An 18,603-nucleotide genomic window follows, 5' to 3' on the forward strand; every position below is an offset into this window, starting at 1 on the left:
CTCCCTGCTCCCTGCTCCCTGCTCCCTGCTCGCCGAGTGGGCCCTCAGGAGGACGGGAGCTGCTGGCCGTAGTCGACCGTGTCGTCCTTCTCCGGTTCCCGCAGGGAGAAATCCTTGCCCCAGTCCGTCAGGCGGATGGTCCCCGCGTCGCCGGCGCGGACGAGGAGGAGAGGGTAGGGCTTGCCCTCCAGGGAGATGTCGATCCGGCCGCCGGAGCCCTCGTCACCGATGAGGCGGATGATGCGGGTGCCGTTCAGTTCGTGGTGGCCGTCGGTGGCGAGTTCCCCCTGCAGACCGAGGAGGCCGTCGAGAAGGACGTCCTTGTCGGTGAAGACGCTGAGCTGCTGGTAGGCGGGGTCGCCCTTGGGCACCTTCACATACTTGCCTTCGAGCTTGCCCGCGGCCGCGGTGTCGGACGTGCTGTCGTCGCTCTTGCCCTCCTGCCGGCCCCAGAAGTCCGCGTCGGCCTTGATGAAGAGGTGCTCGTCGACCCGCAACAACCGGAACGTCACACCCTTCGAGGCGACCGAGCCGGTACCGCCGTCCTTCTTGAGCTGCATGTCCAGCTTGTACGTGCGCTTGTTGCTGACCACGGCTCCGGACAGCCGTACCGTCCCGGCGGCCTCGGCGGCCGCCCGGGTGCTGCTGTGGATCTTGGCGGGGGGAAGTTTCCCGACCCCGTTGGTACCCGCGTCCGGATCGTCGCTGCCGCACCCCGTCACCCCTGCCCCCGCCACGACGAGCGCGCACACGCCCCTCGCCAGCGCTGCCTTACGGGTACGTCCCTGGGGAATCGCAGTCACAGGTGGCGCTGCCTCTCATGCGGTTGACCTCAACGGCGTACCGCAGCGTACCGGGGTCCGCCACGGCACTCGGAGTCAGTCCGTCCGGACCGCTCACCAGGGCGTATCCGACCGGTACGGGCTAGCCTGAAGCCCACCCGAGCGGACATGAGAGTCAATAGCACCCGTACCGAAGCCCGTACGACGTACGAGGAAGGAGGCGCCGGGATGGCGGCAGCCGCCCCCAGGATCTTCGTCTCACACCTTTCCGGCATCGCCGTCTTCGACCCCAGTGGCGACCAGGTGGGACGTGTGCGCGACCTGGTCGCCATACTGCGCGTCGGACGGCGGCCCCCTCGGCTGCTCGGCCTCGTCGTCGAGCTGTCCACCCGCCGCCGCATCTTCCTGCCCATGACCCGCGTGACCGGCATCCAGTCGGGGCAGGTCATCACCACCGGTGTGCTGAACGTCCGCCGTTTCGAGCAGCGCCCCACCGAGCGGCTCGTGCTCGGCGAACTCCTCGACCGGCGCGTCACGCTCGTCGAGACCGGGGAGCCGTCCACCGGGAAACAGTCCGAGACGGTCACCGTCCTGGACGTGTCCATCCAGCAACTGCCCGCCCGCCGCGACTGGGAGATCGACCGGGTCTTCGTACGGAAGGGGAGAGCGGGCGGCGCGTTTCGGCGGGCCAAGGGGGAGACGCTGACCGTCGAGTGGTCGGCCGTCACCGGGTTCTCGCTGGAGGAGCACGGGCAGGGCGCCGAGAACCTGCTCGCCACCTTCGAGCAGTTGCGCCCCGCCGACCTCGCGAACGTTCTGCATCACCTGTCCGCGAAGCGGCGGGCCGAGGTCGCGGCGGCCCTGGACGACGACCGGCTCGCCGACGTCCTGGAGGAGCTCCCGGAGGACGACCAGATCGAGATCCTCGGCAAGCTCAAGGAGGAGCGTGCCGCGGACGTCCTGGAGGCCATGGATCCCGACGACGCGGCCGACCTGCTCGGCGAGCTGCCGGAGGAGGACAAGGAGCGGCTGCTGGCGCTGATGCGGCCGGACGACGCGGCGGACGTACGGCGGCTGATGGCGTACGAGGAGCGCACGGCGGGCGGTCTGATGACGACCGAACCGATCGTGCTGCGGCCCGACGCGACGGTCGCGGACGCGCTGGCCCGGGTGCGCAACCCCGACCTCTCCCCCGCGCTGGCCGCCCAGGTGTACGTGTGCCGTCCCCCCGACGAGACACCGACCGGCAAGTACCTCGGCACGGTCCACTTCCAGCGGCTGCTGCGCGACCCGCCGTACACGCTCGTCGGTTCGATGATCGACGACGATCTGCAGCCGCTGGACCCGGAGGCCGTGCTGCCCGTCGTGGCCGGCTTCTTCGCGACGTACGACATGGTCGCGGCGCCCGTCGTCGACGAGAGCGGCTCGCTCCTCGGCGCGGTCACCGTGGACGACGTCCTCGACCACATGCTGCCCGAGGACTGGCGGGAGAAGGAGTTCCACCTGGACCGGCAGGACCAGCAGGACCTCCAGCACGACCTGCACGACCGGCAGGACCGGCAGGACCGGCAGGACCAGGAAGCCGCCGGGCACACCGCTGCCGAGGGGGCCGCTGATGGCTCCTGAGCGCGAGGCCCGTGAACGGGTCGCCACCGGGGCGAGCGCCACCACCCGGACGCGGCTGCGGCTCGACCAGCCGCAGCCGCCGCGGCGCAGGCTCCTGCCCGAGTACGACCCGGAGGCCTTCGGACGGCTCTCCGAGCGGATCGCGCGGTTCCTGGGCACGGGACGCTTCATCGTCTGGATGACGTTCGTCATCATCCTGTGGGTCGTCTGGAACGTGTCCGCGCCGCGTGATCTGCGCTTCGACAACTACCCGTTCATCTTCCTGACCCTGATGCTCTCGCTCCAGGCCTCGTACGCCGCCCCGCTGATCCTCCTCGCGCAGAACCGGCAGGACGACCGCGACAAGGTCAACCTCGAACAGGACCGCAAGCAGAACGAGCGGTCCATCGCGGACACCGAGTACCTGACCCGGGAGATCGCCGCGCTGCGCGTGGGCCTCGGCGAGGTCGCCACCCGGGACTGGATCCGCTCCGAGCTGACGGACCTGGTCAAGGAGCTGGAGGAGCAGCGCCATGACGGGCCCGACGACGGCCGTGTCGTATTCCCGGCAGAACACCCTCGGGGACGTGACGTAGACGATCGGTGACGGGGCTTTCCTGCCCCCGGGCCCGGCGCCGTACCATCGACCCCATGGTTACGGAAGACGCGGTGCGCGAAGTACTGGCGACGGTGAACGACCCCGAGATCCATCGACCCATCACCGAGCTGGGGATGGTCAAATCGGTGGAGATCGACGCGGACGGCGCGGTCGCGGTCGCGGTGTACCTGACCGTCTCCGGGTGTCCCATGCGCGACACCATCACGAAGAACGTGACCGAGGCGGTCGAGGGCGTCGAGGGCGTCACGCGCGTCGATGTCACGCTGGACGTGATGAGCGACGAGCAGCGCAAGGACCTGGCGTCCGCGCTGCGGGGCGGCCAGGCCGAGCGCGAGGTCCCCTTCGCCAAGCCGGGCTCGCTCACGCGCGTGTACGCGGTCGCCTCCGGCAAGGGCGGCGTGGGCAAGTCGTCCGTGACGGTCAACCTCGCGGCGGCGATGGCCGCGGACGGCCTCAAGGTCGGTGTCGTGGACGCCGACATCTACGGCCACTCGGTGCCCCGCATGCTCGGCGCCGACGGCCACCCGACCCAGGTCGAGAACATGATCATGCCGCCGTCGGCGCACGGTGTGAAGGTCATCTCGATCGGCATGTTCACTCCGGGCAACGCGCCAGTCGTGTGGCGCGGCCCGATGCTCCACCGCGCCCTCCAGCAGTTCCTCTCGGACGTCTACTGGGGTGACCTGGACGTACTGCTCCTTGACCTCCCGCCGGGTACGGGCGACATCGCGATCTCGGTCGCGCAGCTCGTCCCGAACGCGGAGATCCTGGTCGTGACGACTCCTCAGCAGGCCGCCGCCGAGGTCGCCGAGCGGGCCGGCTCGATCGCCGTGCAGACCCACCAGAAGATCGTCGGCGTCGTCGAGAACATGTCGGGCATGCCCTGCCCCCACTGCGACGAGATGGTCGACATCTTCGGTACGGGCGGCGGCCAGTCGGTCGCCGACGGGCTGACCCGCACCACCGGCGCCACCGTCCCCGTCCTCGGCTCCATCCCCATCGACGTCCGCCTGCGCGAGGGCGGCGACGACGGCAGGCCGGTGGTCCTGACCGACCCCGACTCCCCCGCCGGCTCCGCCCTGCGCGCCATCGCCGGCAAACTGGGCGGCCGCCAGCGCGGCCTGTCGGGCATGTCCCTGGGAATCACCCCGAGGAACAAGTTCTAGGGCAGTTCTAGGGCTGCGTGGGCGCCTGCGGGCTGCCTCCAGGGGCGCGGGGAACGGGCTGTCTCCAGTGGCGCGGGGAACTGCGCGCTCAGCCCCCGCCACCCGCGGCCGACAACCCGGCCGAAGGTCACGTACCAAAAAGGTCACGTACCAAAAGGGCACCCACGTACGAAAAGGGGGCACCGTCGCAAGACGGTGCCCCCTTCGCTCAGCCCGCCGCCTAGGCGTACGTGCCGATGTCCTTGATCACGGCGAAGCCCACCCCGTACGCGCTCATCCCACGCCCGTACGCCCCCACGTGAACCCCTTCCTGCGTGGAGCCCGCGAGAACCCAGCCGTACTCGGATTCTCTGTAGTGGAACGGCGTCGGCACTCCGTCCACGGGAAGGGACAGCGTCGACCAGTCGGACCCCGTCAGGTCGTCCGCGAGGACCCACGCCGTCTCGGTCTGCTGGTCCAGCCAGTCGTCGCGCAGGGTGTGGTCCATCTGGCTGGGCCAGGTGAAGGACAGCAGCCCCACTCCGGCGAGCCAGGCCGCGGAGGACACCGAAGTGGCCTCCAGCAGCCCTGTCCCGTCGGCGCTGCGCCGCACCGGGTTGGTCCCCACGGTGACCACGACCGCGAATCGCTCCTTGTCCTCGGTGGACTCGCTGCGAACCGACGGTTCGTCACCGTGTCCGATCGAGCCGTGCTCGACGGCTCCGTCGGCCGCGGTGCCGACCTGCATCAGCCAGCGCGGCCCCGTGAAGGCCTCGTCGAGGCCGTACCACGGGAAGGGCGCCAGTAGGTAGCCGTCGACCGTTCGCCGGGCGGAGGCGAGCTGTTGTCCACCCTCCGCAGCCGGCGCCTGCGCGCCTACCCGACTTGTCGTCTCCATCTGCCCGGACGCCTCCTTGCTCTCGTCGAACCGGGTGGGCCCGCCCCCCTTCGGGCGTCCTTCCGGTCCGCACAACAACTAGGCAGGATAGCCACAGCTCCGAGGCAGACCAGGAAACCGGTCGGCACATGGCTCACATACGCACCGGATCCGGTCCATTCCGACCGGGCGGAAGCCAAGCGATACACAGGGCGGCGGACGGCGTTCGACTGAAAGTGAAGCGCATGCCGGACGGCGGGCGCGCCGCCCGGCGGAAGCGGCCCCGTTCGAGGAAGCCGGCCCCGTTCGAGGAAGCCGGCCCCGTTCGAGGAAGCCGGCCCCGTTCGGGGGAGCCGGCGCGGACGGCTCAGCTCAGGCCCGTTCGGGGCTCAGGTCGCGTCCGCGTCGAACGGCGGGCGCTCCTCCGATGCGAGCTTCTCGCGCTTCTTCGTCATGTCGACGGAGCCGCCGGTGGAACCCGCCGAGGAGGACGAGGACGACGTCGTCGACGAGGACGAGGACGTCTCGGACTCACTGCTGTGCACGGAGTCCGTGACTTCGGCCATCTCCTTCTTCAGGTCGAAGCCGTTACGGATCTCCTTGAGCCCCAGCTCGTCGTTGTCCAGCTGCTTGCGGATGAACGCCTTCGGGTTGAGGTCCTCGAACTCGAAGTCCTTGAACTCCGGGCCCAGTTCCTCCCGGATGTCCGCCTTGGCGCTCTCCGAGAACTCACGGATCTTGCGAATGGTGCGCGTGACGTCCTGGATCATCTTCGGGAGCTTCTCCGGACCGAAGACGAGCACGGCAAGGACGATGATCGTCACCAGCTCGAGCGGTCCTATGTCATTGAACACCTTCAGCTCCTTGCGATGTCCTCGGTGCTCGGCAGTTCGTTCCATGGTCCGGGCCGGGTCCACGGTACCCGGCGATCCTGTCCGACCGGTACTGTCCCGCGGCCCCGTCCCGTGTGTACACGGCGGGTTTTCCCGGATGTTTGCCTTGTGGGGCGGGGCTTCGGGCCGCTTCCTGTGAAGTTCCTGTCGGATCGGCGGGCCGCCGGTCACCGTCCGTGTCAGTCGCCGTCGGCGGAGCCGAGGACGAGGGTGACCTTCTTCTCCCCGCCGTCGCGCTCCAGCGTCAGCTCCAGCCGGTCGCCGGGCCGGTGCGCACGCGTCTTGACGATGAGTTCCTCACCGGAGTGCACACGCTGCCCGTCGACCTCGGTGATGACGTCGCCGGCCTCGACGCCGGCCCGGGCGCCGGGGCCGCCCCGGTTGACCGGCGGGCCGCCGCCCTTGTCCTTGGTGCCGACGCGGGCGCCGTCGCCGGTGTACTCCATGTCGAGCGTCACGCCTATCACCGGGTGGGTCGCCCTGCCGGTGTTGATGAGCTCCTCGGCGACGCGCTTGCCCTGGTTGATGGGTATGGCGAAGCCCAGTCCGATCGAGCCGGACTGGCCGCCTTCCAGGTCGGAGCCGCTGTCGGCGGAGCGGATGGCGCTGTTGATGCCGATGACGCGGGCCTTGGAGTCGACCAGGGGGCCGCCCGAGTTGCCGGGGTTTATCGGGGCGTCCGTCTGCAGCGCGTCCACGTACGAGATGTCGCTGCCGTCGCCCTCCTCGCCGCCCGCCGTGATGGGGCGCTCCTTGGCGCTGATGATGCCCGCGGTGACGGTGTTCTCCAGGTCGAAGGGTGCTCCGATGGCGACGACGGGGTCACCGACCTGGACGTTGTCGGAGTTGCCGAGCGAGAGGGGCCTGAGGCCGCTGACGCCGGTGACCTTGACCACGGCGAGGTCGTAGCCGCTGTCGTGGCCCACGACCTTCGCCTTGGCGGTCTCGCCGCCGCTGAAGGTCACGGATATCTCGCCGCTGCCGTCCGCCGGGTCGACGACGTGGTTGTTGGTGAGTATGTGACCGCGCCGGTCGAGTACGAAGCCCGTGCCGGTGCCCTGTGCCTCCGAGCCGCTCACGTGCAGGGTCACCACGCTCGGCAGGGCGCTGGCCGCGATACCGGCCACGCTGTCCGCTGCCCGCCCCTTGGCCTCGACGCCGACCTGCGGGAGCTTGACGTCGTCGATCCCCCCGTTCCGCTCCAGATAGGCGCCCACGGCCCCGCCGACGCCTCCGGAGGCGAGGGCGAGCAGGGCGGCGCCCAGGACCAGTGCGCGCCTGGTCGGCCGGCGACGCCCGCTCGGCGCCTCGGCGGTAGCCCCGCTGTGCTGGAGGGGAGCGGCGGCCCAGGGGTCGTAGTTCTGCCAGGGGGTGTGGGGAATCGGTACGGGAGCGCCGTGGTCGGCAGCGCTGTGGAGGGGCGCCGCCGCCTGATAGCCGGCGGGCAGCTCCGGGCTGAGAGCACCCCGCTCGTGCGGGTCGGGCAGCTGCGGCCCGGACAGCGGCGGCCCGGGCGCCTGCGGGCCAGGCACATGCGGGCCGGGCAACTGCGAATCGGGCGCCTGCAGACCGGACGTCTGCGGGCCAGGCAACTGCGAATCGGGCGCCTGCGGGCCGGGCAGCTGCGGGGCAGCCGCCTCGGATCCGGCTTCCCCGGGGGTGTCCTGGGGCGGAGCCGCGGCTTCCGTCGCCGTACCCTGCGCGGGCGTCGTCGCGGGGTGCTGCACCGGCGGCGCGGGCGCCCAGGGCCCTGGCCCGCCGTACGGCGGTGTGCTGTAGGGGTCCGGGGCGTGCAGGGGCCTGGGCCGCTCACCGGAAGCAGGCGCGCTCACGTCACCTGGGGCCTGCCCGGCACGGGCACCCGCAGGCTTCTCCAGCTCGAAGTCGCCGTCCATGTCGCCCCCGTGCAGCCCACTCGTGCCGTCCCCCGCGGAAACCGGGTCCGCCGGGGCGGAATCCGGCACGTGGGTCCGTGGCCGGCTCCACCACTTCGGCTTCGTGGGCTTCCCCTCGTCCATGCTCTCCCCACACCTGACCCGCGGCTCGCACGTCGGCGGTCGCCGCGGTACGTCGACCTCCACGCCCGGATCCCTGCGGCAGGCGCGGCCCATCCCTGGATTCAACCAGGTTCGCGGGCCGCCGCGCAGAGGGCCGGTTCAGCCCGAGGAGGCCGAGGAGGAAGGCGTGGGTGCGGCGAACGGGTCGGACGACGGAACGGCCGACAGCAGAGACGCCTCGAACTCCGATGCCGACGACCACGCGGTCAGCGCGACCGGTGGGGCCGGGGCAAACGGACGTATGAGCGGGGACATCGCGGCGGCACCCACCATCACGGGCGTGGTCAGCGCGTGCAGCGAGCCCTTGCTCGGTTCGGCGGATGAGGGCACACCGGGCGCCTGACCGCCGGGCAGCAGCGGCGCGGACATCTCGGTCTGCGCGCCCCCCTCGTTGGCGAAGGAGCGCTGGCCCTGCGCGAGCAGCGGTGCGACGGACCGACGGCGCTGTGAGTCGGAGCCGGCCGTGCCGCTCGTAGTCGAGGTGCGCGCCGGGGTGACGTTGCTTCCGGAACCCGAACCGCCCCGTACGTCCGCGGTGTCGGCCGGCACGCCGGTCGACACCCCGCCGAGCGCGATCGCGGCGAGTGAGACGGCACCGGCCGCGGCAGCGGCGAAGCGCAGGCCCCGGGAGGCCGACCGCTCGGCCTCACGCCGGCTCATGTCGTGGATGCGGAACCCGCGCTGCTCCGAGGGCAGCACGGCCGCGTGGGGGCCGGAGGGTACGTAACCGAAGGAGTCCGGCTTCATGTCGAAGACTCCGGACGTCCCGAACGCTCCCCGGCCCAGTCGCGAGCTGTCGCCGTCCGAGTCACCTCCTCCGGGGAGCCCCTGGAGTCTGGCCAGGAAGCTCTCGGAAGGGGGTGGCGGGGCGACCTCCGCGAACACGTTCTTCAGTCGTCGCTGCTCGTCGGCCTCCGACTTGCACTTCGCGCAGGTGGCGAGGTGCGCCAGGACGCGCTCACGCGCCTCGTGGCCGAGCTCACCGTCCACCAGGGCGGAGAGTCGGTCGCCGAGGTGCTGCTCGGCAAGAGGGCCGTCGGCAGGATTCAGCCGTGATCCGCTCACGCGCTCGCGCCCCCTCCTCCCAGAGCGGGCACTCCGGTGACCGCGAAACCGCGGCGCTCGGCACGGGCCTCGGGAGAACGGTGGGCGAGCGCCTTGCGCAGCTGGGAGCGACCGCGGTGGATCCGGCTGCGGACCGTACCGAGCTTGACGCCCAGGGTCGCGGCGATCTCCTCGTACGAAAGCCCCTCGATGTCGCAGAGGACGACCGCGGCACGGAACTCGGGTGCGAGGGTGTCGAGAGCCTGCTGGACGTCCGCGTCGAAGTGCGTGTCGTTGAAGACCTGCTGCGGGGAGGGCTCGCGGCTGGGCAGGCGCTCGGCCGCGTCGTCGCCCAGGGCGTCGAAGCGGATGCGCTGCTTGCGGCGGACCATGTCCAGGAAGAGGTTCGTGGTGATGCGGTGCAGCCAGCCCTCGAAGGTGCCGGGCGTGTAGGTCGACAAGGAGCGGAAGACCCGGACGAAGACTTCCTGCGTCAGGTCCTCGGCGTCGTGCTGGTTGCCCGTCAGGCGGTAGGCGAGCCGGTACACCCGGCCGCTGTGCGTGCTGACGATCTCCTCCCAGGTGGGAGGAGTCCACGCCTGCGAGTCCGCGTCGGACGTGAAGGTCGCGGTCTGAGCGGAATCAGTGCGGGCTCGGTCAGCGGTGTTGTTCACGGATTTCGGCTCCCCCGACGATCTGAGCAGGCGCCGGAGCACCCCTCCTCGATCCACAGGTTCAGCCGCACCTCCCCTGTCGGCTCTGGTGGTGTCCAGTGGAGCCCCTACCATAGTCACCTCGCCCGTTAGCTCCGGATAAGCGCTTTTACGAGAAATTGATACACGCTCATTTGCCCGCGTCAGCAGTTGCTGGGCATCCTGATCCATCCGCTACCCCCGTATAGTTCCCCACCCTCTCTGAACGCCTGGTCCCATCTGCAGGTTCCCGGCGGCAACGGATACAGTCACGCCCAGGCAACCACGGGGACAGGAGAGGGCCATTACCGGCAACCGGCTGACGAGCTGGGCGTTCGCCGACGCCTTTGTCTCCGAGGACGAGGTGCTGCACTGGGCCCGGGAGCGGGCCCGGGAGGCAGGTCTGCGTTCGGTGTCGCGAGGCACGGGCGCAGCCCTGCGCCTGCTCGCCGCCACCGTGGACGCCAAATCGGTCGCGGAGATCGGTACCGGAACCGGAGTCTCCGGAATCCATCTGCTGTACGGCATGCGGCCGGACGGCGTACTGACGACCGTCGACCCGGAGCCGGAGCACCAGCAGTTCGCCCGCCAGGCCTTCCGCGCGGCCGGCTTCGCCAGCAACCGGGCCCGCTTCATCCCGGGCCGGGCGCTGGACGTCCTGCCCCGGCTCGCGGACGCGGGGTACGACCTCGTCTTCTGCGACGGTGATCGGCTGGAGTCCCTCGACTACCTCGCTGAATCGTTGCGCCTGCTGCGGTCGGGCGGCCTCGTCGTCTTCGAGGGCGTGTTCGCGAACGGGCGGACGGTGGAGTCGGGCCCGCAGCCCACGGAGGTACTGCGGTTGCGCGAGTTGTTGCGCACGGTCCGCGAGAGCCAGGAGCTGGTTCCCTCGCTGCTGCCGGTGGGCGACGGCCTGCTGTGCGCGGTCAAGCGCTGATCCGTTCCCACCCGGACGAGCACAGGAACCGCGTCGGCCCGCACGGACCCAGCGACTGCTCCGCGCCGCCACCTCAAGCGCACACCGGTGAGCCCTCAAGCGCACACCGGAACCTCGGACGCACGCCGGTGAGCCCTCAGACGTACGCCGGTGACCCCTCAGGCACACGTCTGTGACGCCTCGGGCGCGCGTCCGTGACGCTCGGGCGCGCGTCGGTGACGTACCTCGGACACACCACTGCCCCGGCATCGCGTTGATGCCGGGGCAGGCGAAAGGTATGGTCGCGTTCCGCGTCAGCCGACGACCTTCTTGAGGGCATCGCCCAGCGCGTCAGCCTCGTCGGGGGTCAGCTCGACGACGAGCCGACCGCCGCCTTCGAGCGGAACGCGCATGACGATGCCCCGCCCCTCCTTGGTCACCTCGAGCGGGCCATCGCCCGTTCGCGGCTTCATGGCCGCCATGCTCGTTCCCCTTCCTGAAACCAGCTCATCGTCGCCGACGGCCCCGTTGAAGGGCACGCATCCTTTCGTCGGACACGCGTCACCGGCATCGAACACATTGCTTCCAAGCCATTATCCCGCATCTCAGGACCCGATGACCAACATCAGTCGGCATCGCTTGCGCAACGCGCTTGAGCAAAACCACCCATTTCGGCGGTGTGGCTGCGATACTGCGCCACTGCATGGACTTTCGGACAGCGGAATTCTTTGACGCAGGTCACATGTACGAACCCCGCCGCTCATCGTGATCTCCGCCATGCTGTCCTCGGAAGCCGTACCGACGGGTACGACGGAGCCGCGACACCGAGGGGATCATCATGGCCGACACCGTGCTCTACGAGGTGAGCGACGGACTGGCGACGATCACGTTGAACCGCCCCGGGGCGATGAACGCGATGAACACCGAGACCAAGGTCGCCCTCCGGGAGGCGGCGCGGGCGGCCGCGGCGGACGACTCCGTACGGGCCGTGCTGCTCACCGCGTCCGGTGACCGTGCGTTCTGCGTGGGCCAGGACCTCAAGGAGCACGTCGGTGGGCTGCTGACAGCGCGCGAATCAGGTGCGGGCGACAACGTGATGAGCACGGTCCAGGAGCACTACAACCCGATCGTGCGGGCCCTGACCGGGGCGGCGAAGCCGGTGGTGGCCGCGGTCAACGGCGTCGCGGCCGGCGCGGGTTTCGGGTTCGCGCTCGCCGCGGACTACCGCATCGTCGCCGACACTGCCGCCTTCAACACGTCCTTCGCGGGGGTCGCCTTGACCGCCGACTCGGGGATCTCGTGGACGCTGCCCCGGGTCGTCGGGCCCTCCCGCGCCGCCGACCTGCTGCTCTTCCCGCGCAGCATCACCGCGCAGGAGGCGTACGAGCTGGGGATCGCCAACCGGGTCGTACCCTCCGCCGAACTGGCCGCCGAGGCCCTGAAGCTGGCCCGCACGCTGGCCGAGGGGCCGACCGTGGCGTACGCGGCGCTCAAGGAGTCCCTCGCCTACGGGATCTCCCACTCCCTGGAGGAGACGCTGGAGAAGGAGGACGAACTGCAGACGCGGGCGGGGTCCTCGGAGGACCACATGATCGCGGTGCAGGCGTTCGTCAACAAGGAGAAACCTAAGTACCTGGGACGGTGACGCACGCCGCCGCTCTGGAGGCGCAGCCTGCCAGGTGGTCGTTGACCAGACCGCAGGCCTGTATCAACGCGTAGGCCGTCGTCGGGCCCACGAAGCGGATGCCCCGCTTTTTCAGGGCCTTGGAAAGAGCCGTGGACTCGTCGGTGACTGCCGGGACGTCGGCGAGGGTCCTGGGGACGGGGCGGGATGCCGGATCCGGTGCGTACGACCAGATCAGCTCGTCGAGCTCGCCCGGGGCCCAGTCGGCCAGCACGCGCGCGTTGGCCACCGTCGCCTCGATCTTGGCGCGGTTGCGGATGATGCCCGGGTCGGCGAGGAGACGCTCCTTGTCGACGTCCGTGAACATCGCCACCTCGGCGATCCTGAAGCCGGCGAAGGCGGTACGGAAGCCCTCGCGGCGGCGCAGGATCGTGATCCAGGACAGGCCCGACTGGAAGGCCTCCAGGCACAGCCGCTCGTACAGCGCGTCGTCGCCGTGGACCGGGCGGCCCCACTCGTCGTCGTGGTAGGCCACATAGTCCTCGGCCGACAGGGCCCAGGGGCAGCGCAGCGCCCCGTCGGCGCCCTTCAGAGCGTCGCTCACCGGTGGTCCTCCTCCGCGGGCTTCTCCAGGGAGGCGACCGCGGTCGAGCGGGCCCCGGCCAGCGCGGCCTCCAGGCCGGCGATCCGGTCGTCCCGCTCGGCCAGTTCGGCGCCGAGGCGGCCCAGGGCGTCGTCGACGTCCGCCATGCGGTAGCCACGCAGGGTCAGCGGGAAGCGCACTGCCTCCACGTCGCCGCGGTGCAGGGGGCGGTCCAGGGGCAGCGGGTCCCGCAGACGCTCCGGTGCCACCTCCGGCAGGGCACCGCTGTCACCGCCTCCGACCAGGGAGAGGGTCACCGCGCCGACCACGACGACCAAGGCGACGACCAGGAACAGGAACATGAACATCTCTGAGGTCCCCACGCTCTGATGCCGACGCGGGGCGCGTCGGCACGGAAAGTGTCAGGCACCGATCGTGCCATGCGACTCTGAGAGTTAGGGTCGCAGGCGGCGGAACGGCGACGTCCGCCGGCGATTACCGGCTGTCATCCAGCCGGCAATCACTGGCTGTCAACTACTGGGAGAGGTCACAGGGGATGCTCAGGCTGGGCAGGCGCGAGTTCGACGCGCACGAGCCGGTGATCATGGCGATCGTGAACCGGACCCCGGACTCCTTCTACGACCAGGGCGCCACCTTCCGCGACGAGCCGGCGCTCGAGCGCGTGGAGCAGGCGGTGGCCGAGGGCGCCGCCATCATCGACATCGGCGGGGTCAAGGCCGGGCCCGGCGAGGAGGTGTCCGCCGAGGAGGAGGCGCGGCGAACCGTCGGCTTCGTCGCCGAGGTGCGGCGTCGCTTCCCCGACGTGGTCATCAGCGTCGACACCTGGCGGCACGACGTGGGCGAGGCCGTGTGCGAGGCGGGCGCGGACCTTCTGAACGACGCGTGGGGCGGTGTCGATCCGCGGCTCGCCGAGGTCGCCGGGCGGTACGGGGCCGGCATCGTGTGCACACACGCGGGCGGCACGCAGCCTCGTACGCGTCCGCACCGCATCGCCTACGACGACGTCATGGCCGACATCCTTCGGGTGACGCTGGGGCTGGCCGAACGGGCCGTGTCGTCGGGGGTGCCCCGGGAAGCCGTGCTCATCGATCCGGGGCACGACTTCGGCAAGAACACCCGGCACAGTCTGGAGGCCACGCGGCGGCTCGGGGAAATGGTCGACACCGGGTGGCCCGTGCTGGTCTCGCTGTCCAACAAGGACTTCGTGGGTGAGACGCTCGACCGGCCGGTCAAGGAGCGGGTGGTGGGGACTCTCGCGACCACTGCAGTGTCCGCCTGGCTGGGGGCTCAGGTGTACCGGGTCCACGAGGTTGCCGAGACCCGGCAGGTGCTGGACATGGTGGCGTCGATCGCGGGGCACCGGGCGCCGGCGGTTGCCCGGCGGGGGCTGGCCTAAGCCTTTTCGCCCCCGCCGCCCCTTCCCGTCCCGTACCTGGGGGCTGCGCCCCCAGGCCCCCGCAATCGCGCTGAACGCGCTCGTCCTCAAACGCCGGACGGGCTGACAAACCCCGCCCCCCCTACCTCCCCGCCTCCTTCGACACCAGTGCCACCGCCTCGTCCACGTCGTCCGTGAGGTGGAACAGGAGCAGGTCCTTCTCCGAGGCCTTGCCCTGGGCGATCAGGGTGTTCTTGAGCCAGTCCACGAGACCGCCCCAGTACTCCGTGCCGAAGAGCACGATCGGGAAGCGGGTGACCTTCTGGGTCTGCACGAGGGTGAGGGCCTCGAAGAGTTCGTCAAGGGTGCCGAGACCGCCGGGCAGGACCACGAACCCCTGCGCGTACTTGACGAACATCATCTTGCGGACGAAGAAGTACCGGAAGTTGAGACCGATGTCGACGTACTCGTTGAGCCCCTGCTCGAAGGGCAGCTCGATGCCGAGGCCGACGGAGATGCCCTCCGCCTCGCAGGCGCCCTTGTTGGCGGCCTCCATGGCCCCCGGGCCACCGCCGGTGATCACCGCGAAGCCCGCCTCGACCAGACCGCGGCCGAGCGCGACCCCCGCCTCGTACTCGGGAGAGCCCGCCGGGGTGCGCGCCGAGCCGAACACGCTGATGGCGGCCGGGAGTTCGGCCAGTGTGCCGAAGCCCTCGATGAACTCCGACTGGATGCGCAGCACGCGCCAGGGATCGGTGTGCACCCAGTCCGACGGCCCGCCGGCGTCCAGCAGCCGCTGGTCCGTCGTGCTCGCCTGCACCTGTCCCCGCCTGCGCAGCACGGGGCCCAGCTGCTGCTCCTCCGGTGGCTGCTTGCTGCCCTCGGGGTTGCCGGTAGCCATGTCCGCTCCCTCCGCTTGGCGATCGTTCCACCTCAGCGTAGATCTACGCGGGTTACGGAGGGGGGACCTGGGCATGTCCGCCACGAACCCCTGTGACGGAAGCATGGGATCCGGTGGCAGGCCGGTGGCAGGTCAGGCCGTCAGCCAGGCCCTCAGCCGCTCCTCGCCCGCCAAGATCTTTCCGGTTTCCACCCTTTCGTCGCGCTTGTGCGCCAAGTGTGGATTGCCAGGTCCGTAGTTGACCGCCGGGATACCGAGCGCGCTGAAACGGGAGACGTCCGTCCAGCCGTACTTGGGCTGGGGAGTGCCCCCGACGGCCTTGATGAAGGCGGCCGCCGCGGGGTGGGACAGACCGGGCAGCGCGGCGCCGCTGTGGTCGTCGACGACGAACTCGTCGACACCGCAGTCGGCGAAGACCTCGCGGACGTGGGCGATGGCCTCCTCCTCGCTGCGGTCGGGCGCGTAGCGGAAGTTGACGCTCACCACGCACTCGTCGGGGATGACGTTGCCCGCGACCCCGCCCGAGATCCCTACGGCGTTCAGGCCCTCGCGGTATTCCAGGCCGTCGATGACCGGGTAGCGCGGCTCGTAGGAGGCGAGGCGCGCGAGGATCGGGGAGGCGGCGTGGATGGCGTTCGAGCCCATCCAGCTTCGCGCGGAGTGCGCCCGCTCGCCCTTCGTCGTCAGCAGCACCCGCAGGGTCCCCTGACAGCCGCCCTCGACCTGCCCGTCGGAGGGCTCCAGAAGGACCGCGAAGTCGCCCTCCAGCCACTCGGGACGGGCCTCGGCCACATGCTTCAGACCGTTCAGGTCGGCGGAGACCTCTTCGTTGTCGTAGAAGATGAAGGTGAGGTCGCGATTGGGGGCCGGCACCGTGGCCGCGATCCTCAGCTGCACCGCGACGCCCGACTTCATGTCGCAGGTGCCGCAGCCCCAGAGCACGCCGTCCTCGTCCAGGCGCGACGGCACGTTGTCCGCGATGGGGACCGTGTCGATGTGTCCGGCCAGGACCACACGCTCGGCCCGGCCCAGGTTCGTACGCGCGACGACGTTGTTGCCGTACCGGTCGACCGTGAGGTGCGGCAGGGCGCGCAGAGCGGTCTCGACGGCGTCCGCGAGGGGCTTCTCCGTGCCGCTCTCCGAGGGGAAGTCGACGAGCCGCGCGGTGAGCCGGGCGGCGTCCAGGGTGAGGTCAAGTGGGGTGTCGGCCATACCGTCGACCCTAACGCGCCGCCCCGTACCGGCCTCGCCGGCCCACAACGCGTGGAGCGGGTCTCTTACGCGGGCCGCGTGGGGACGGCCGGGAACACCCGAAGTGCCCGGAGTGAATGGCGGATCGGCGACTCGGCCTCCGGGAACGCCACGGGCGAAGTCCGAATCGTCACTGGGCAGTAGTACGGACCTTCACCCGTTGGGGGCACTCCCGGCGTGCCGGGTCGCAGACTTGCCCAGGTTTTCTCAGGACCTCCCGCACACCTGCCCCGTTGACGGCAAATCCCTTGGGAACAAAGGGGCGTAGGGATTCAGCAGACTTTCCTACCAGGCCACCTTTGCCCGGGTTTCTCCGCAGCCGATAATGCGACGCATTACCAACTCTTTACGTCCGGCCACCGCAACCTTCGCGGACTTCGAGCGGTAGTCACTGCGTCCGAGCCCGGAACGATCAACAGCCGGTCGATCAACGGCCGTCCGACAGCCAGTCGGTCAACTGCCGGGCACGGCAGAACATTTCATCGTTCTCTTCCGTCAAAGGAGCACCATGTCCCTCCCCCTGACCCGTCGGATCGCCCGTGTCGCGCTGCTCATCGCGGCGGGAGCGGCGCCCGTGGTCGGTGCGGCCGGCTCCGCGAGCGCGGCCGAACTGCCGGCCACCCCCGACCTCGGCGGCATGACCGCGCTGGACAACGCGGGCACCACCATCGACGGTGCCACTCAGAACGTCACCGGGATGGCCGGCGACACCGGCAGCAAGGCCGTGAAGAAGGCCGTGCCGACCGCGGGCAAGGCCGGCGGCAAGGCCATCAAGACCGCGACGCCCGCCGCGCAGCGGACCGCCGGGGAGGTCGCCGGGACCACGGGCAGCGTGCTCGGTGACACCGCACGATCGGCCACCAGTGGCAGCCTGCCGGCCGGCGCGGTCGCCACGAGCGGACTGCCCACCGAGCAGCTCCCGCTGCAGGGGCTGCCGCTGGGCTAGTCGCCCGGACCGAATGACGGAGGGGCCCAGGGAGTCTGTCTCTGGGCCCCTCCTGCTGTGCCGTCAGGCGTTACGGGGTTCCGGCTGTGCCGTCAGGCGTCATCGGGGCGCCAGGCGGTCCACCGCTGCCTGGACCCGCTCGTCCGTCGCTGTCAGGGCCACGCGTACGAACGAGTCGCCAGCGGGGCCGTAGAAGTCACCCGGGGCCACCAGGATGCCGAGGGCGGCCAGGTGGGCCACCGTGTCCCAGCAGGACTCGCCCCGGGTCGCCCAGAGGTAGAGGCTCGCCTCACTGTGCTCGATACGGAAGCCGTGCCACACGAGGGCGTCGCGGAGGACCTGGCGGCGGGCCGCGTACCGCTCGCGCTGCTCATGGACGTGGGTGTCGTCGGAGAGGGCGGCGACCGTGGCGGCCTGCGTGGGCGCGGAGGTCATCATGCCGCCGTGCTTGCGGATCTGGAGAAGGTCGCCCAGGACCGCGGAGTCACCGGCGAGGAACGCCGACCGGTAGCCGGCGAGGTTCGACCGCTTCGACAGCGAGTGGACCGCGACGATCCCCTCGTACGAACCGCCGCACACCTCGGGATGCAGGACCGAGACCGGGTCGGCCTCCCAGCCCAGCTCGATGTAGCACTCGTCGGCGAAGACGAGGATGCCGTGCTCGCGCGCCCAGGCCACGATCCGGGTGAGTTCCGGCAGGGAGAGCACCCGGCCCGTGGGGTTCGACGGGGAGTTGAGCCACAGCAGCTTCAGGCCGGCGGGGTCCAGCTCGGTCGGATCCTGGTACGCGACATGGTCCGCGCGGGCCAGCCGGGCGCCGACCTCGTACGTCGGGTACGCCAGTCGGGGGTAGGCCACCTTGTCCCCCGGTCCGAGTCCCAGCTGGGTCGGCAGCCAGGCCACCAGCTCCTTGGACCCGACCACCGGCAGTACGTTGCGGTGAGTGAAGTCCCGAGCGCCCAGCCGCCGCTCGCACCAGCCGACCAGCGCGTCCCGCAGCTCCGGGGTGCCCCACACCGTGGGATAGCCGGGCGAGTCGGCGGCCGCGACCAGAGCTTTCTGGATCAGCTCGGGCACCGGGTCGACCGGGGTACCGACGGAGAGGTCGACGATGCCGCCCGGGTGAGCGGCGGCCGTCGCCTTGAAGGGGTCCAGCTTGTCCCAGGGGAAGGCGGGAAGCCGGTCGGAGACTGCGGACACGGGTTCTGACTCACTTTCTCGCACGAACGACACGTCCACACGTCCGCACGTACGTACATACACACAGGCATA

At 70.4% G+C, this 18,603-nt stretch carries 19 protein-coding genes; 7 read left to right on the forward strand and 12 right to left on the reverse strand.

Features of this window, described 5'->3' with window-relative positions; genetic code table 11:
• Positions 1-44: 44 nt before the first annotated feature.
• On the reverse strand, positions 45-803 hold the full coding sequence (locus tag AB0D14_RS18030; protein ID WP_362779904.1) for a hypothetical protein: 759 nt from the start codon (positions 801-803) through the stop codon (positions 45-47).
• 207 nt (positions 804-1,010) lie between these two features.
• Between AB0D14_RS18030 and AB0D14_RS18035 the strand changes: the two genes are divergently transcribed.
• From AB0D14_RS18035 to AB0D14_RS18045, 3 genes are read left to right on the forward strand one after another with little or no spacing between them, the layout of a single operon-like run.
• Complete coding sequence (locus tag AB0D14_RS18035; protein ID WP_362780081.1) at positions 1,011-2,408, forward strand: CBS domain-containing protein; 1,398 nt, start codon at positions 1,011-1,013, stop codon at positions 2,406-2,408.
• Positions 2,398-2,994: a DUF1003 domain-containing protein gene (locus AB0D14_RS18040; protein ID WP_362779906.1), complete on the forward strand. Its 597-nt coding sequence runs from the start codon at positions 2,398-2,400 to the stop codon at positions 2,992-2,994. The genes AB0D14_RS18035 and AB0D14_RS18040 overlap by 11 nt, the downstream gene beginning before the upstream one ends.
• 44 nt (positions 2,995-3,038) lie before the next feature.
• Positions 3,039-4,172, forward strand: a complete 1,134-nt coding sequence (locus AB0D14_RS18045) for an Mrp/NBP35 family ATP-binding protein (RefSeq protein ID WP_362779909.1) — start codon at positions 3,039-3,041, stop codon at positions 4,170-4,172.
• Between the two features lie 220 nt (positions 4,173-4,392).
• Here AB0D14_RS18045 and AB0D14_RS18050 read toward each other — a convergent pair whose 3' ends face one another.
• From AB0D14_RS18050 to sigE, 5 genes are all read right to left on the reverse strand, one after another.
• Positions 4,393-5,049, reverse strand: a complete 657-nt coding sequence (locus AB0D14_RS18050; RefSeq protein WP_362779911.1) for a hypothetical protein — start codon at positions 5,047-5,049, stop codon at positions 4,393-4,395.
• A 368-nt stretch (positions 5,050-5,417) separates the two neighbouring features.
• Complete coding sequence (locus AB0D14_RS18055) at positions 5,418-5,882, reverse strand: sec-independent translocase (protein ID WP_362779913.1); 465 nt, start codon at positions 5,880-5,882, stop codon at positions 5,418-5,420.
• Between the two features lie 218 nt (positions 5,883-6,100).
• Complete coding sequence (locus AB0D14_RS18060; protein ID WP_362779915.1) at positions 6,101-7,939, reverse strand: trypsin-like peptidase domain-containing protein; 1,839 nt, start codon at positions 7,937-7,939, stop codon at positions 6,101-6,103.
• 138 nt (positions 7,940-8,077) lie between these two features.
• A complete protein-coding gene (locus tag AB0D14_RS18065; protein ID WP_362779917.1) occupies positions 8,078-9,043 on the reverse strand; it encodes an anti-sigma factor in 966 nt (321 codons plus the stop codon).
• The gene (gene sigE / locus AB0D14_RS18070; RefSeq protein WP_362779918.1) at positions 9,040-9,738 is read right to left on the reverse strand and encodes an RNA polymerase sigma factor SigE; all 699 of its coding nucleotides are present in this window, start codon (positions 9,736-9,738) and stop codon (positions 9,040-9,042) included. Before sigE ends, AB0D14_RS18065 begins: the two co-directional genes overlap by 4 nt.
• A 214-nt stretch (positions 9,739-9,952) precedes the next feature.
• Between sigE and AB0D14_RS18075 the strand changes: the two genes are divergently transcribed.
• Positions 9,953-10,651: an O-methyltransferase gene (locus AB0D14_RS18075; protein ID WP_362780083.1), complete on the forward strand. Its 699-nt coding sequence runs from the start codon at positions 9,953-9,955 to the stop codon at positions 10,649-10,651.
• 293 nt (positions 10,652-10,944) lie between these two features.
• On the opposite strand, the gene AB0D14_RS18080 is transcribed toward AB0D14_RS18075, so the two are convergent.
• A complete protein-coding gene (locus AB0D14_RS18080; RefSeq protein WP_003966491.1) occupies positions 10,945-11,112 on the reverse strand; it encodes a DUF3117 domain-containing protein in 168 nt (55 codons plus the stop codon).
• A 356-nt stretch (positions 11,113-11,468) separates the two neighbouring features.
• Here AB0D14_RS18080 and AB0D14_RS18085 point away from each other — a divergent pair, with 356 nt between their 5' ends.
• Positions 11,469-12,275, forward strand: a complete 807-nt coding sequence (locus tag AB0D14_RS18085) for an enoyl-CoA hydratase-related protein (protein ID WP_362779921.1) — start codon at positions 11,469-11,471, stop codon at positions 12,273-12,275.
• Here the strand turns inward: AB0D14_RS18085 and AB0D14_RS18090 are convergent.
• Positions 12,256-12,858 (reverse strand): DNA-3-methyladenine glycosylase I, encoded by a 603-nt coding sequence (locus AB0D14_RS18090; RefSeq protein WP_362779923.1) that lies wholly within the window; start codon positions 12,856-12,858, stop codon positions 12,256-12,258. The genes AB0D14_RS18085 and AB0D14_RS18090 overlap by 20 nt on opposite strands.
• Positions 12,855-13,205, reverse strand: coding sequence for a DivIVA domain-containing protein (locus AB0D14_RS18095; RefSeq protein ID WP_362780085.1), 351 nt, complete (start codon positions 13,203-13,205; stop codon positions 12,855-12,857). The genes AB0D14_RS18090 and AB0D14_RS18095 overlap by 4 nt, the downstream gene beginning before the upstream one ends.
• Positions 13,206-13,393: 188 nt before the next feature.
• Between AB0D14_RS18095 and folP the strand changes: the two genes are divergently transcribed.
• Positions 13,394-14,254 (forward strand): dihydropteroate synthase, encoded by an 861-nt coding sequence (gene folP / locus AB0D14_RS18100; RefSeq protein ID WP_362779924.1) that lies wholly within the window; start codon positions 13,394-13,396, stop codon positions 14,252-14,254.
• 121 nt (positions 14,255-14,375) lie between these two features.
• On the opposite strand, the gene AB0D14_RS18105 is transcribed toward folP, so the two are convergent.
• A complete protein-coding gene (locus AB0D14_RS18105; protein WP_362779927.1) occupies positions 14,376-15,134 on the reverse strand; it encodes a TIGR00730 family Rossman fold protein in 759 nt (252 codons plus the stop codon).
• 132 nt (positions 15,135-15,266) lie between these two features.
• A complete protein-coding gene (gene dapE, locus AB0D14_RS18110) occupies positions 15,267-16,346 on the reverse strand; it encodes a succinyl-diaminopimelate desuccinylase (RefSeq protein WP_362779929.1) in 1,080 nt (359 codons plus the stop codon).
• A 547-nt stretch (positions 16,347-16,893) separates the two neighbouring features.
• Between dapE and AB0D14_RS18115 the strand changes: the two genes are divergently transcribed.
• Positions 16,894-17,331, forward strand: coding sequence for an ATP-binding protein (locus AB0D14_RS18115; protein WP_362779932.1), 438 nt, complete (start codon positions 16,894-16,896; stop codon positions 17,329-17,331).
• A 99-nt stretch (positions 17,332-17,430) separates the two neighbouring features.
• Here the strand turns inward: AB0D14_RS18115 and AB0D14_RS18120 are convergent, their stop codons facing one another.
• Complete coding sequence (locus AB0D14_RS18120; protein ID WP_362779933.1) at positions 17,431-18,531, reverse strand: bifunctional succinyldiaminopimelate transaminase/glutamate-prephenate aminotransferase; 1,101 nt, start codon at positions 18,529-18,531, stop codon at positions 17,431-17,433.
• Between the last annotated feature and the right edge of the window lie 72 nt (positions 18,532-18,603).

The organism is Streptomyces sp. NPDC048484 (assembly GCF_040651415.1).
Lineage (GTDB): Bacteria > Actinomycetota > Actinomycetes > Streptomycetales > Streptomycetaceae > Streptomyces.